Source organism: Micromonospora rosaria (assembly GCF_001567585.1).
GTDB classification, from domain to species: domain Bacteria; phylum Actinomycetota; class Actinomycetes; order Mycobacteriales; family Micromonosporaceae; genus Micromonospora; species Micromonospora rosaria.
Map to the genome: position 1 here is coordinate 1 of NZ_LRQV01000163.1, position 13,315 is coordinate 13,315.

12 protein-coding genes are annotated in these 13,315 nt (G+C 73.7%); 3 read left to right on the forward strand and 9 right to left on the reverse strand.

Annotation, left to right across the window (positions count from 1 at the left end; all coding sequences use genetic code 11):
• The 3 genes from AWW66_RS28160 to AWW66_RS28170 all read right to left on the reverse strand — a co-directional run.
• Positions 1-1,477: DUF6311 domain-containing protein (locus AWW66_RS28160; protein WP_067372537.1), on the reverse strand; the 1,477-nt coding region annotated here is incomplete at its 3' end.
• A 177-nt stretch (positions 1,478-1,654) separates the two neighbouring features.
• Entirely contained in the window at positions 1,655-2,554 is a 900-nt protein-coding gene (locus tag AWW66_RS28165) for a TIGR01777 family oxidoreductase (protein WP_067372541.1), read from the reverse strand.
• Positions 2,555-2,696: 142 nt separating this feature from the next.
• Entirely contained in the window at positions 2,697-3,707 is a 1,011-nt protein-coding gene (locus AWW66_RS28170; protein WP_067372576.1) for an aldo/keto reductase, read from the reverse strand.
• 52 nt (positions 3,708-3,759) lie between these two features.
• Between AWW66_RS28170 and AWW66_RS28175 the strand changes: the two genes are divergently transcribed.
• Entirely contained in the window at positions 3,760-4,128 is a 369-nt protein-coding gene (locus AWW66_RS28175; protein ID WP_067372544.1) for a MerR family transcriptional regulator, read from the forward strand.
• A 39-nt stretch (positions 4,129-4,167) separates the two neighbouring features.
• Here the strand turns inward: AWW66_RS28175 and AWW66_RS28180 are convergent, their stop codons facing one another.
• The 3 genes from AWW66_RS28180 to AWW66_RS28190 form a co-directional block, all read right to left on the reverse strand.
• Positions 4,168-5,088 carry an LLM class flavin-dependent oxidoreductase gene (locus AWW66_RS28180; protein WP_067372547.1) on the reverse strand — a complete coding sequence of 307 codons (921 nt, stop codon included), beginning with the start codon at positions 5,086-5,088 and terminating at the stop codon, positions 4,168-4,170.
• Between the two features lie 100 nt (positions 5,089-5,188).
• The gene (locus tag AWW66_RS28185) at positions 5,189-6,520 is read right to left on the reverse strand and encodes a low temperature requirement protein A (protein ID WP_067372551.1); all 1,332 of its coding nucleotides are present in this window, start codon (positions 6,518-6,520) and stop codon (positions 5,189-5,191) included.
• 103 nt (positions 6,521-6,623) lie between these two features.
• Positions 6,624-7,202, reverse strand: a complete 579-nt coding sequence (locus AWW66_RS28190; RefSeq protein ID WP_067372554.1) for a TetR/AcrR family transcriptional regulator — start codon at positions 7,200-7,202, stop codon at positions 6,624-6,626.
• A 149-nt stretch (positions 7,203-7,351) separates the two neighbouring features.
• Here AWW66_RS28190 and AWW66_RS28195 point away from each other — a divergent pair, with 149 nt between their 5' ends.
• Positions 7,352-8,299, forward strand: a complete 948-nt coding sequence (locus AWW66_RS28195) for an SDR family NAD(P)-dependent oxidoreductase (RefSeq protein ID WP_067372558.1) — start codon at positions 7,352-7,354, stop codon at positions 8,297-8,299.
• Positions 8,300-8,372: 73 nt separating this feature from the next.
• Here the strand turns inward: AWW66_RS28195 and sucB are convergent, their stop codons facing one another.
• Both sucB and lpdA read right to left on the reverse strand, forming a co-directional pair.
• Positions 8,373-10,211 carry a 2-oxoglutarate dehydrogenase, E2 component, dihydrolipoamide succinyltransferase gene (sucB, locus tag AWW66_RS28200; RefSeq protein WP_067372563.1) on the reverse strand — a complete coding sequence of 613 codons (1,839 nt, stop codon included), beginning with the start codon at positions 10,209-10,211 and terminating at the stop codon, positions 8,373-8,375.
• Between the two features lie 67 nt (positions 10,212-10,278).
• On the reverse strand, positions 10,279-11,703 hold the full coding sequence (gene lpdA / locus AWW66_RS28205) for a dihydrolipoyl dehydrogenase (RefSeq protein WP_211272135.1): 1,425 nt from the start codon (positions 11,701-11,703) through the stop codon (positions 10,279-10,281).
• A gap of 137 nt (positions 11,704-11,840) precedes the next feature.
• Here lpdA and AWW66_RS28210 point away from each other — a divergent pair, with 137 nt between their 5' ends.
• Positions 11,841-12,170, forward strand: coding sequence for a hypothetical protein (locus AWW66_RS28210; protein WP_067372572.1), 330 nt, complete (start codon positions 11,841-11,843; stop codon positions 12,168-12,170).
• A 60-nt stretch (positions 12,171-12,230) separates the two neighbouring features.
• Here AWW66_RS28210 and AWW66_RS28215 read toward each other — a convergent pair.
• Positions 12,231-13,315, reverse strand: a 1,085-nt coding sequence (locus AWW66_RS28215; protein ID WP_067372580.1) for a leucyl aminopeptidase, incomplete at its 5' end; no start/stop codon positions are given.

Consider the following 13,315-nt stretch of genomic DNA (forward strand, 5'->3'; position numbering starts at 1 on the left):
ACGCCTGCCAGCGCTGCCCGTCGGGGGTGACGTCCAGGGTCAGCGGTACCGGGGTGAGCACCCCGCCGGGGGAGACGTACTCCCGCCAGGTGCCGGCGGTGATGAACCGGGGGATCGGCTCCCGCTCGATGGTCAGCAGGGGGGTGGGCAGCAGCGGCAGCAGCGCGACCGCGAAGCCCGCCGCCCAGGCCGGCCGGGTCCACCGGTGCCGGGCCGGGCGGGTGCGCACGGCGTCGACCAGGTACGCCAGCAGGATGCCGATGACCGGGGCGACGACCAGGGCCAGCCGCGACGGCAGCGCCGCGTTGACCACGGGCAGGCTCCCGAGCAGGTCGAACGGCAGGGCGAGGTCGTACCGCCGGCCGTTCCACTTCACCTGCGGGCCCCAGGAGAGCACGGTGAAGACCACGCCGGTGACGCCGAGCGCGGTCAGGGTGGCCCGCCGGGCCGGGCCGGCCCACCGCCACAGCGCCACGAAGCAGGCCACCGTGAGCAGCAGCAGCGGTACGCCGAAGAAGGAGTTCTCCTCGGTCGGGTTCGGGGCCAGCGTGGTGTCCCAGCCGGCCGCCCCGGCCAGCGACCGCTGCGGGTACGCGCCGAACGCGGCGATGTCCTCGGCGTGGATCACCGGGTCGAAGCCGGTGCCGTGGAAGCGTTGCGGCCCGGCGAAGTGCAGCCAGAGCGGGTACGCCAGCAGCGCCCCGGCGGTGACCGTGGTGATGCCCAGCCCGCGCAGGAAGCTCGGCAGCGCCGCGCGGGCCTCGGCCCGGCGGGCCGGGTGCAGGGCCCAGACGACGACGAAGAGGCCGAGCGCGAGCGCGGTGAAGAACAGCCCCTCGGCGGCGACGGAGAAGGCGACCGCCACCGTGACGCCGAACAGGATGCCGTTGCGCAACAGGTGTTCCGGGCGGCGCAGGGCGAACAGCCGCCAGATCAGCAGCGGTACCAGCCAACCGGCGGTCCAGTTCAGGTGGGCGTTGGCGTGCGAGACCATGCCGGGGGAGAAGGCGACGAAGAGCGCCCCGAGCGCGGCGGCCGGCCGGCTGCCCACCAGGTGCCGGGAGAGTAGCCAGTACCAGGCCAGCGCGGTGGCGGCCAGGTTCAGCGTGAGGATCACCAGGAACGTCGCGGGCGGCCCGACCAGGTACGTCAGCGGGGCGAAGAGCACCGCGTACACGGTGATCGAGGTGTTGACCGCGAGGTTCACCCCGTCGGGGACGTTGAGCAGGTGGGTGAAGAACGGGTTCTGCCCGTGCGTGACGGCGTGCCCGCCGAAGGCCAGCAACCATTCGAAGAGCGCCTGGTCGCTGGAGTTCGCCGTGATCGCCCGGGTGTCCGGGCCGCGCCACAGGCCGCTGGTCACCCACCCGGCCAGGGCCAGCGCGACGAGCACCACCACCAGGTCGACGCGACGCCCCCGGGACGGCGCGGGCGGGGGCGGCGACGGGTCGGTGACCGGGGACGGCGAGGTCGGCACGGAGCGGACGTTACCAACCGGACCTGGACACGCCGGTCAGACCCGGTGGAGGAGGCCCGGGACGGCGGTCCCGCCGGGGACGTGGGCGGGCCGGTCCCTCGGGGACCGCGCGGCGGGCGGTCGCCGGCAGCCGGCGGGTGGCCGGTCCCAGCCCGGCCGCCCGCCGGGTGCCGGGGCTCAGTCGTGCAGGGCGGCGTGCAGGGCGGCCGGCAGGTCGGCGTACCGGTAGCCGAAGCCGGCCCGGGTCAGCACCCCGGGCAGGACGCGGGTGCTGGTCAGGGCCTCCTGGGCGAAGCCGCCGAGGGCCACCTTCAACGCCAGCGCGGGGATCGGGATGATCGCCGGGCGGCGCAGTTGGCGGGCCAGTTCCCGGGTGAACTCGGCGTTGGTGACCGGGGCGGGGCCGACCCCGTTGACCGGCCCGGCGAGGTCGTCCCGGTCGAGCAGGAACGCCGCCACGGCCAGCCAGTCCGCCATCGAGATCCAGGGCAGCCACTGCCGGCCGCTGCCCAGTCGCCCGGCGATGCCCAGCCTGAACGGGAGCAGTTGCGGCTTGAGCAGGCCGCCGTCGCGGTGCAGCGGCAGCCCGGTACGCAGCCGCACCACCCGTACCCCGGCGTCCTCGGCCGGGCGGGTCGCGGCCTCCCACACCCGGCACACGTCGGCCAGGAAGCCCTCGCCCGCCGGTGCGTCCTCCTCGACCGCCCGGTCGCCGGTGTTGCCGTACCAGCCGACGGCGGAGGCGTTGAGCAGCACCGCCGGCCGGTCGGCGGCGGGCAGGCCGGCGATGGTGATGGCCAGCGTGCTGGTGGTGTCCACCCGGCTGGTGCGGATCAACCGCCGGTACCCGTCGGTCCACCGCCGGTCGCCGACGCCCGCGCCGGCCAGGTTGACCACCGCGTCGGCGTCGGCCATCACCGCCGGGTCGAGTTGCGCGGCGGACGGGTTCCACTGCCGCTCGTCGGCGGACCGGGCGGGTCGCCGGACCAGCCGGGTGACCTGGTGCCCGTCGGCGGTGAGCCGGTCGACCAGCCGGGTACCGAGGAAGCCGGAGACGCCGGCCATGAGGATCCGCATCCCCCCATCTTCGACCACCACCCGCCGGTGGGCGCGCCGACCGCCCGGAAGTCGTCCCGGAAGCCGGCCGTCGACGGCACTGCCGCGAAGCCGGCGACCCCCCGGTCGCGGCGGCGGTCTCCGGGCTGGACTCCGGTGCGGGTCAGGCGGCCGGTACCGTGCGCAGGTCGGCGAGGAGCCGCTCCACCTCGGCGAACGCCTCGTCGCTGAGCGGGCCGAGGGCGAGCGTGCCGAAGTTCTCCTCGGCCTGGGCGACGGTGCGGCACCCGGGGATCGGCAGCGTGCGCGGGCTGCGGGCCAGCAGCCAGCCCAACGCGCCCTGGGCGAGGGTCCGGCCGTCGGCGGTCAGCGCCGCCCGGACCTGGTCGACCCGGTCGGCCCACTCCGGGGTGGCCACCCCGTCGGCGAACCAGCTCAGCCACTCCGGGGCACGACCCCGGACGTCGTCGTCGCCGAGGCGGCCCGCCGCACCGTGGTACTTGCCGGTGAGCAGCCCCATCGCCAGCGGCCCCCGGTTGATGCTGGCCTGGTCGACGGCCTCGCACACCGACAGCATCCGCGCGTTGTCCTGGAGCACCGACTGGTCGTGCTGGATCGCTGCGCAGTGCGGACCGGCCGCCGCGAAGGCGAGCGCCTTGTCCGGGTTGTCGGTGCTCCAGCCGTACGCGCGGATCTTGCCGGCGGTGACCAGGTCCTCCAGCGTGCCGACCAGGTCGAGCGCGGCGTCGGTCGACAGCGCGCCCAGGTGCAGTTGGTACAGGTCGACGTGGTCGGTGCCGAGCCGGCGCAGCGACTCCTCCAGGCTGCGCACCGCGTACGCCGGGCTGGCGTCGCTCCCGGTCGCCAACCGGGTGGCCTCGTCGGAGATGTTGCCGAACTTGGTGGCGATCACCGCCTCGTCCCGCCGGCCGGCGAGGGCCCGGCCGAGGACCCGTTCGCTGTGCCCGGCCCCGTAGTTGCTGGCCGTGTCGAAGAGGGTGACCCCGAGGTCCAGCGCCCGGTGGACGGTCCGGATCGACTCGTCGTCGTCCACCTCGCCCCAGCCGAACGGCTGCCAGTTCTCGCCCCACAACGGCCCGCCGATCGCCCAGCACCCCATGCCGAGGGCGCTGACCTCGATGCCGCTGCGACCCAGTACCCGTGTCGTCGTCATGCCCACAGCCTGCTTGCTGGAGTGCGCTCCAGGTCAAGTATCGTCGACCACTATGGATGGGTACGGTCCTTCGGAGGCGGCCCGGCGCACCGGGTTCAGCCTCGACACACTGCGGTACTACGAGAGGATCGGCCTGCTCAGCGGAGTCGGCCGTACCTCCGGGGGACGTCGGGTCTTCACCGACGACGACCTGTCCTGGCTGTTCCTGTTCCGCTGCCTGCGCGACACCGGCATGCCGATCGCCCAGATGCGCCGGTACGCCGACCTGGCCCGGGCCGGCGAGCACACCAGCCACGAGCGGCACGCGCTGCTCGCCGAGCACGCGCGGCGGACCGAGGAACAGATCCGACTGCTCCAGCGCCAGTACGACCACCTCCGCGAGAAGATCAGCTTCTACGAGCGGGTCCACCAGTCCGCCTGAGCGGGGTCGGGGTGGCCCCGGCCCCGGACACGCCGGGGCTCAGCGTTCGGCCAGGCGGGGCAGGAGCGGGGCGAGCTGGTCGAACGCGTCGGCGCGGACCACGAACCGGGTGACGCCCCAGCGGCGCCGGTGCCGCCCGACGGCGGTGACGATCTCGTCCTCGGTCCCGACCAGCACGTAGGGGCTGGCCAGCAGCTCGGCGGTGGTCAGCCCGGTGTCCCGCGCGAAGTCGGCGAGGGCGGCCTCGGCGTCGTCGGTCACCGCGAACAACTGGACCAGGGCCTCCCGTGCGGGTGGTTCGGCCCGGTCGGCCGCGCCCTCGGCGACCAGCGCCAGTTGCGCCTCGATCTCCTGCTCCCGCCAGCGCACCTGGTGCGCGTACCCGTCGGGGAGGGTGCGGCCGAGCCCGCTCAGACCGATCACGTCGGCGTGCGCGCCGGCCCAGCGCAGCAGCGTCGAGTTGTTGGTGCCCACGATCAGCGGGACCCGCTCCTGCACCGGTCGCGGTGCCGCCAGGCGGGCGGCGTGCACGGTCAGGTCGGGGCTGTCCACGGTGACCTCCGCGCCGGCCAGCAGGTCCCGCACCGCCTCGGCGACGGCCCGGAAGCGGCGGGCCCGGCCGGCCACGTCGGGGCGTTCCCGGCCCACCGCGCGCCACTCGGCCGGGGTGTGCCCGGCGCCCAGCCCCAGCCGGGCCCGGCCGCCGGAGATCAGGTCGAGGCTGGCCACCGCGACGGCGAGCGGCATCGGCTCGCGGATGCCGGCGTTGGCGACGTACGGCCCGAGCCGGATGGTGCTGGTCACCGCCGCCGCAGCGGCCAGGGCGAGGAACGGGTCGGCGATCACCCCGGGGTGGTCGGCGCAGTGCAGGGTGTCGAAGCCGGCCGCCTCGGCGGCGCGGGCGAGCCGCAGGAAGTCCTCGGCGTTGTCGGGCCGGGCCTGGAGGGAGAAGACTGCCATCGGCCCAGCATGCGTGCCCGGCTTCGGCGCAGCCAGGTTTTCTGCCAGCGGCAGACCAGCCCGGGTCGGCTCCGGTCGTCTCCGGGTGGGTGCCGGCGGGTCAGCGGGTGTCCGGCTCGTCGTGGTGCCAGCGGCTGCGCCACTGCGCCTCGCGCGCCTCGTGGGCGGTGCGCTCGGCGAAGACCACCCGGCGCAGTTCGGTGCGCGCCTCGGACATCGTCACCACCTCGATGGCGGCCAGGCCGACGCAGACCGCGGTCGCCAGCAGCAGCGCGGTCAGCGCCGGTATCCGCAGGGCGACCGGGATCAGCGCCGCGAGCAGCACCAGCGTGCCGAGGCGCAGCCAGGTGAGGGTGTGCAGGGTACGGAGCTGGAAGAGGATGTCCCCGGCCAGGTAGCAGACCAACCCGCCGAAGAGCAGCGGTATGCCGGGGCCGGGCAGGGCCGTACCCAGCGCCATCGGCTGCGGCTCGGTCAGCCACTTCACCAACTCCTCGGCGCCGAGGGAGAAGAGGATCAGCCCGGCGATCATCGGCAGGAAGCAGTAGGCGTAGGCGTCCCGGGCCATGCTGACCCGGGCCCGTCCCCTGGCGGCGTGCAGGGCGATCCGGGCGGCCGGCCCGATCACGTCGAAGTGCAGCCACCACAGGGCCGCCGCGAGCAGGATGCCGACGCCCGCCGCGGTGACCGCCGGCCAGCTCACCGCCTGGGGAAAGACGGTGGCCGTGCCGACCCCGACGGAGAGCACCGACTCGCCGAGGGCGATCATGAGGATGAGGTCGTACCGCTCGGTCCAGTGCTCGGCCGAGGTCACCCCGCCGCTCCGGGTGTCGACGAGCAGCCCGGTCGCGTACTGGGAGAGGACCACGGTGACCCAGCAGCCGTCCCGGACCAGCGCGCTGGTGCCGGGGTCGGCGATGAGGATCGGCGCGAACGCGGCGGCGAGCAGCAACCCGGTGCTGGCCACCAGTTCCGGCGCGAGCCGGTTCAGGTACCGGTTCTCCGCCGGCTCGTGGCGGGACACGTGCCAGTAGATCCAGAAGTGCACCAGCCGGACGACGAGGTAGCTCACCGCGACGGTGACCGGGCCGGCCAGACCCTCCCCGTGGGCGCTGATCGCCTGCGGTACGGCCAGCGCGAAGGCGAAGAGGGCGGCCATCCCGACGACCATGACCACCGGTACGAAGCCCTCGCCGAGGCGTACCCGGGTGGCGACCACGCTGTGGATCACCCAGCACCACCAGAGCACGGCCAGCACGAGCAGGCTGCGCAGGATGGTGCTGCCGTTGATCTCGGCGGCGGTGGCCCGGACGATGACGAAGAAGGAGAAGACGAAGACCAGGTCGAAGAAGACCTCGAAGCGGTCCACCCGGGCGCCGGGCGCGATCGGTACGGCCGGCCCCAGCCGCCCCCAGCCCCGGTTGCCGCCCACCGGTCGAGTTTGTCAGCGCCCGACGCGCCGGCGGGTCGATTCGGCCCAACCGGCCCGGCCGGCGCGGGTGGCCCGCCGACCCGGTTGGGCGGGGCGGGCCGGGTCAGCGGGTGGGCTGGTGGCGCAGGCCGTCCATCAACAGGTCCAGCAGCCGGCCGGCGAGGTCCCGTTGGGCTGGTCCGGCGGCGGCCAGGGAGACCCCGCCGAGGCCGGCGAGCACGTCGGCCGGGTCGACGTCCGCGCGGACCGTGCCGGCGGCTGCCCCGGCCGTGAGCAGCCGGGTGAGCGCGGCGACCAGCAGGTCCCGGCTCTGCGCGAACGGGTTGGCGCCAGCGGCGATCACCAGGCGCAGGGCGTCGGCCATGTCCCGCTTGGTGGCGAGGTAGTCGACGAAGCGGTCCATCCAGGCGCGGACCGCCCGGTCGGGTGGAAGCTGCGCCAGCAACTCCCCGGCCGCGTCGCAGAGCCGGGCCAACTCGCTGCGGTAGGCGGCCTCGACCAGCGCCTCCCGGGTGGGGAAGTGGCGGTACAGGGTGCCGATGCCCACCCCGGCGTCGCGGGCCACCGCCTCCAGGGTCACCTCCGCCCCGGGGCGGGAGAAGGCCCGTACGGCGGCCTCCAGCAGCCGTTGGCGGTTGCGCGCCGCGTCGGCGCGCAGCGGTCGGGGCCCGGGGGCGGTCACGTCTCCTCCTGAGGGCGGCTGGGTGATGCGCGGCACCGTTGGCAAACGGAGGGTCCTCCGGTTAGCCTCGGAGGCGTAACGGAGGGCCCTCCGCTTTTCATCGTAGCGGCCGGACCGGACGGTCCGCCGCGCCGGGACAAGGACGGATCATGACCAGCAGTACCCCTGTCAGCACGCCCTTCACCGCCCGCTCCACCGCCCTGGAGGTGGTGGCCGGCATCGACCTCACCGGCCGGCGGGCCGTCGTCACCGGCGGGGCCTCGGGCATCGGTGTCGAGACCGCCCGCGCGCTCGCCGCCGCCGGTGCCGAGGTGACGCTCGCCGTCCGCCGGCCCGACGACGCCCACCGGGTCGCCGCCGAGATCACCGGCAGCACCGGCAACGACCGGGTCCACGTCGCCCCGCTCGACCTCGCCGACCCGGCGTCGGTCGCCGCCTTCGTGGCCGGGTGGAGCGGTGAGCTGCACATCCTGGTGAACAACGCCGGCGTGATGGCCGCGCCGGAGACGCGGACCCCGCAGGGCTGGGAACTCCAGTTCGCCACCAACCACCTCGGCCACTTCGCGCTCGCCACCGGCCTGCACCCGGCGCTCGCCGCCGCCGGTGGGGCCCGGATCGTCTCGGTCAGCTCCACCGCGCACCTGCGCTCGGAGGTCGTCTTCGACGACATCCACTTCCGGCAGCGCCCGTACGACCCGTGGCTGGCCTACGGGCAGTCCAAGACCGCCAACGTCCTCTTCGCCGTCGAGGCGACCCGGCGCTGGGCCGGTGACGGCATCCTCACCAACGCGCTGATGCCGGGGGCGATCCACACCAACCTCCAGCGCTACGTCAGCGACGAGGACCTGGCCCGGATGCGCGCGGCCAGCGGCGGCGCGGCGGCGGACTGGAAGGACGTCGAGCAGGGCGCGGCGACGTCGGTGCTGGTCGCCACCTCCCCGCTGCTCGACGGGATCGGCGGGCGGTACTTCGAGGACTGCCAGCAGGCCGCCCCGCACCAGCCGGGCACCCGCACCGGCGTGGCGGCGTACGCCCTCGACCCGCAGGCCGCGCAGCGGCTGTGGCAGGTCTCCGAGGAGACCCTGCGAGCGGCCTGAGCCCGGCACCCGCGACGGCGACGGGCGCCCCGGTCGGTGTGACCGGGGCGCCCGTCGTGTGGCACAGCGGGGGTTACAGGCCCAGCTCGGCCTCGAAGTTGCCGTTCTCCAGCCGCTCCTTGACCGCGACCAGGAAGCGGGCCGCGTCGGCGCCGTCGATCAGCCGGTGGTCGTAGGACAGGGCCAGGTAGACCATCGACCGGACGGCGATCACCTCGCCCAGCTCCGGGTCGTTGACCACGACCGGGCGCTTGACCACGGCACCGGTACCGAGCATCGCCGACTGCGGCGACGGCACGATCGGGGTGTCGAAGAGGGCGCCCCGGCTGCCGGTATTGGTCAGCGTGAAGGTCGCCCCGGCCAGCTCGTCCGGGCTGATCTTGTTGGCCCGGGTCCGCTCGGCCAGGTCGGCGATCCGCTTCGAGATGCCACCCAGGTTGAGGTCACCGGCGTTGTGCACGACCGGCACCATCAGGCCCCGCTCGGCGTCCACCGCGATGCCGAGGTGCTCGGCGTCGGGGTAGGTGATCGTGCCGGCGTCCAGGTCCATGGTGGCGTTGACGATCGGGTACGCCTGCAACGCCTCGATCGCCGCGAGGGCGAAGAACGGCAGGAACGACAGCTTCACGCCGTGCCGCTGCTGGAACGACTCCTTGGCCTTCGCCCGCAGCTTCGCCACCTTGGTGACGTCCACCTCGACCACCGTGGTGAGCTGCGCCATCTCGTGCAGCGACTGCTGCATCCGCTTGGCGATGGTGGCCCGGATCCGGGGCAGCTTCTCGGTGGTGCCCCGCTTCGCGCTCGGCTGCGGCTTCGCGGCCGGCTTGCTCGGGGCGGCGGCGGCCGGCTGGGCGGCCGGCGCCGGGGCGGCCTTGGCGGCCTTGGCCTTCTCGGCGGCCTCCAGCACGTCCTGCTTGCGGATCCGGCCACCCACACCGCTGCCGCTGAGCGCGGCCAGGTCGACGCCGTGCTCGGCGGCGAGCTTGCGCACCAGCGGGGTGACGTACCCGCCGGCCTCACCCGCGCCGGTGGCGGCGGGAGCCGCCGCCGGCTGGGCGGCCGGGGCGGGCGGGGTGGCGGCCTGCTCGGCCTTGGCCGGCTGGGCGGCGGTCTCCGCCTCGGCCGCCGGCTCGTTGTACGACAGACCCGGGGTGGGCTCCTCGACCGTGGCCGGCTGGGCCTTCGGCTCCGGCTGGGCCTTCGGCTCGGGCTGGGCCTTCGGCTCGGGCTGGGCCTCGGGCTCCGGCTTGGCCTGGGGCTCCGGCTGGGCCGGGGCGGCACCGGCCGCGCCGATCACGGCCAGCTCCGCGCCGACGTCGGCGGTCTCGTCCTCGGCGACCTTGATCTCCAGCAGGGTGCCGGCCACCGGGGACGGGATCTCCGTGTCCACCTTGTCGGTGGAGACCTCCAGCAGCGGCTCGTCCACCTCGACGGACTCGCCGACCTGCTTGAGCCAGCGGGTGACCGTACCCTCGGTGACGCTCTCCCCGAGGGCCGGCATCTTGACCGGGGTGCCCCCGCCCGACGGCGCCGGAGCGGCCGGGGCGGCCGGCTCCTGCACGGCCGGCTGCTCCGCCTCGGCCTCCGGCTCGGCGGCGGCCTCCTCGGCCTGCGGGGCCGGGGCCTCCTGCTGCTGCTCCTGCTTGGCGGGCTGCCCGCCACCGGTGGACTCACCCTCGCCGGCGATGACGGCCAGCTCGCTGCCGACCTCGGCGGTCTCGTCCTCACCGACCACGATCCGGCTCAGCACCCCCGCCGCCGGGGACGGGATCTCCGTGTCGACCTTGTCGGTCGAGACCTCGAGCAGCGGCTCGTCGACCTCGACCGTGTCGCCCTCCTGCTTGAGCCAGCGGGTGACGGTGCCCTCGGTGACGCTCTCGCCGAGCCGGGGCATGGTGACCGATACCGGCATGTTCTTCAGACTCCTTCGTTCCCTGGTGGGGTCATCGCCCGTCGCCGGACGCCGCGGTTTGCGTGGATCAGGCGTGTGCGTGCAGCGGCTTGCCGGCCAGGGCCAGGTGCGCCTCGCCCAGGGCCTCGTTCTGGGTGGGGTGGGCGTGCACGAGCTGGGCGACCTCGCTGGGGTAGGCCTCCCAGTTGGTGATGAGCTGGGCCTCCCCGACCAGTTCGCCGACCCGGGCGCCGACCATGTGCACGCCGAGCACCGGGCCGTCCTCCAGACCGACCAGCTTGATGAAGCCGGTGGTCTTGAGGATCTGGCTCTTGCCGTTGCCACCCAGGTTGTAGTTGTAGGTCTTGACCTTGTCGGCGCCGTACTTCTCCTTGGCCTTCGCCTCGGTCAGCCCGACCGAGGCCAGCTCCGGCTCGGAGTAGGTGACCCGGGGGATGCCGGCCTCGTCGATCACGGCCGGGTTCTTCCCGGCGATCTCCTCGGCGACGAAGATGCCCTGCTGGAAACCACGGTGGGCGAGCTGGAGGCCGGGCACGATGTCGCCGACCGCGTAGACGTTCGGCACGCCGGTGCGCAGCCGCTCGTCGGTCAGCACGTACCCCCGGTCCAGCTTGACCCCCTGCTCCTCGTACCCGAGGTTGGCGGTGTTGGGGCCCCGACCGACGGCGACCAGCAGCAGCTCGGCCTCGACGGTGTCGCCGCCGGCGATGGTGACCTTGACGCCCTTCTCGGTCTTCTCGACCTTCTCGAAGGGCTTGCCGACCTTGAAGTTGATCTTCCGCTTGCGGAAGGCCCGCTCCAGCGCCTTCGACGACTCCTCGTCCTCGGCGGCGACCAGGCGGGGCAGCGCCTCGATGATGGTCACGTCGACCCCGAAGGACTTCCACACGCTGGCGAACTCGACGCCGATCACGCCGCCGCCCAGCACGATCGCCGAGCTGGGGACCCGGTCCAGGGTCAGCGCGTGGTCGCTGGTGATCACCCGCTCGCCGTCGACCTCCAGGCCGGGCAGGCTCTTGGCGTACGAGCCGGAGGCGAGCACCACGTTGCGGCCGGTGTACCGCTTGCCGTCCACCTCGACGGTGTTCGGCGCGACCAGCTTGCCGGCGCCGGAGACCAGGGTGATGTTCTTCGAGCCGCCGACCAGGCCCTGGAGGCCCTTGTACAGCCGGGAGATCACGCCGTCCTTGTACGCGTTGACGCCCGCCATGTCGATGCCGACCAGCTCGGCCTTGACCCCGAACTGCTCCGACTCCCGGGTCTGGTCGGCGACCTCCGCGGCGTGCAGCAGCGCCTTGGTCGGGATGCAGCCGTTGTGCAGGCACGTCCCGCCGAGCTTGCCCTTCTCGACCAGCGCGACCTTCAGGTCCAGTTGGGCGGCGCGCAGCGCAGTCGCGTAGCCGCCGCTGCCTCCTCCGAGAATCACCACGTCGAAGTCGTTCGGCTCGCTCACACTCAACTCCCAGGTCGCGTCGCTGCTACGAGGGGGCATGCCAGGTAAACGGGCATACTCGCCTCGGTCATCTTGTCACCACCGGTGCCGGGGCGCGTAGTGAGGTGCCCAACGACACGTCCCCGACACGTACGCTTGGCCAGGTCGCATTGACGGAAACTGGAGGGATACGACCGGTGGGTCTGTTCCGACGACGCAAGCAGGCGAGGCCGGACAACCGGGAACGGGCCGCCGAACGTGCCGACCTGGAGCATCTTGCGAACTTTGTCCGCAGCCGCAAGGGCGTCGAGGCGTTCATCGAGCCGAAGACCACGGTCACCGAGACCACGGTGATCCTGATCGCCGACGACGGGGAGTGGACCCGGCGGCGGATCGACGGGCCGGACGGGGCGCGGCGGTTCGCGCACCACCTCGGCATCCCCGTCTACGACGTCCGGCTGATGGGTTACCCCCAGCGCATGCGGGACTACAACGAGCGCCGCAAGCGCCGCCCCGAGCTGTACTAGGTGTAAGGAGGGGCCCCTTATTAACAGACGTCTGTTAATAAGGGGCCCCTCCTTACACCCTCAGCCGTTCGCGGCGACGTCGTCGATCAGGTGCAGCAGGGTCCGCACCGGCACGCCGGTGCCGCCCTTGGTCAGGTACCCGGTCGGCTCGCCGGTGTGGAAGCTCGGGCCGGCGATGTCGATGTGCGCCCAGGGGACCTCGTCGGTGACGAACTCGCGCAGGAACACGCCGCCCTGGAGCATGTGACCGGCCCGGTCCATCCCCGCGTTGACCTGCGAGATGTCGGCCACGTCGGAGTCCATGCCCTTGCGTACCTCGTCCGGCAGCGGCATCGGCCACGCCGGCTCGCCGACCGCGTCACCGGCGAGACGGACCCGCTCGCACAACTCCGCGGTACCCATCACCCCGGAGATCCGCTTGCCCAGCGCGATCACCTGGCCGCCGGTCAGGGTGGAGGTCTCGAACAGGTAGTCGCAGCCGTCCGCGCAGGCCCGCGCCATCGCGTCGGCCAGGATCATCCGGCCCTCGGCGTCGGTGTTGAGCACCTCCACCTTCTTGCCGTTGAACATGGTGACCACGTCGCCCGGCCGGTACGCGCTGCCCGACGGCATGTTCTCCGCGATCGGCAGGTACGCGGTCACCGCCACGGCCGGCTTCAGCGCGGCCACGGCCAGCATGGTCGCGCCGACCGCGGCGGCCCCGCCCATGTCCGACTTCATCTCCCACATGCCCTGCGCCGGCTTGATCGAGACGCCACCGGTGTCGAAGGTGATGCCCTTGCCGACCAGCGCCACCCGGGTGCCGTTTCCGCCGTCGGCCGGGGTGTAGCTGATCCGCACCAGGCGGGGCGGGGCCTCGGAGCCCTGCCCGACGGCGAGGATGCCGCCGTACCCACCCTCGGCCAGCGCCGCCTCGTCGAGCACCTCGACGTCGAGCCCGGCTTCGCGGGCGGCGGTCGCCACCGTCTCGGCGAAGGCCGGCGGACGCTTGTCGTTCGGCGCGGTGTTCACCCAGTCCCGGGCGGCCCGCACCGCCCCGGCCGCCGCCCGCGCCCGGGTCACCTCCGCCAGCGCCGCCGCGTCGGCCGCGTCCGGCACCGCCACCAGCACCTCGGCCACCGGCTCCCGCCGGGCCGGCTGCGGCC

Bases quoted from the DNA above. Each gene is read 5' to 3' on its own strand.
- AWW66_RS28165 (WP_067372541.1), bottom strand. From the start codon at position 2,554: ATGCGGATCCTCATGGCCGGCGTCTCCGGCTTCCTCGGTACCCGGCTG.
- AWW66_RS28170 (WP_067372576.1), bottom strand. From the start codon at position 3,707: ATGACGACGACACGGGTACTGGGTCGCAGCGGCATCGAGGTCAGCGCC.
- AWW66_RS28175 (WP_067372544.1), top strand. From the start codon at position 3,760: ATGGATGGGTACGGTCCTTCGGAGGCGGCCCGGCGCACCGGGTTCAGC.
- AWW66_RS28180 (WP_067372547.1), bottom strand. From the start codon at position 5,088: ATGGCAGTCTTCTCCCTCCAGGCCCGGCCCGACAACGCCGAGGACTTC.
- AWW66_RS28195 (WP_067372558.1), top strand. From the start codon at position 7,352: ATGACCAGCAGTACCCCTGTCAGCACGCCCTTCACCGCCCGCTCCACC.
- sucB (WP_067372563.1), bottom strand. From the start codon at position 10,211: ATGCCGGTATCGGTCACCATGCCCCGGCTCGGCGAGAGCGTCACCGAG.
- lpdA (WP_211272135.1), bottom strand. From the start codon at position 11,703: ATGCCCCCTCGTAGCAGCGACGCGACCTGGGAGTTGAGTGTGAGCGAG.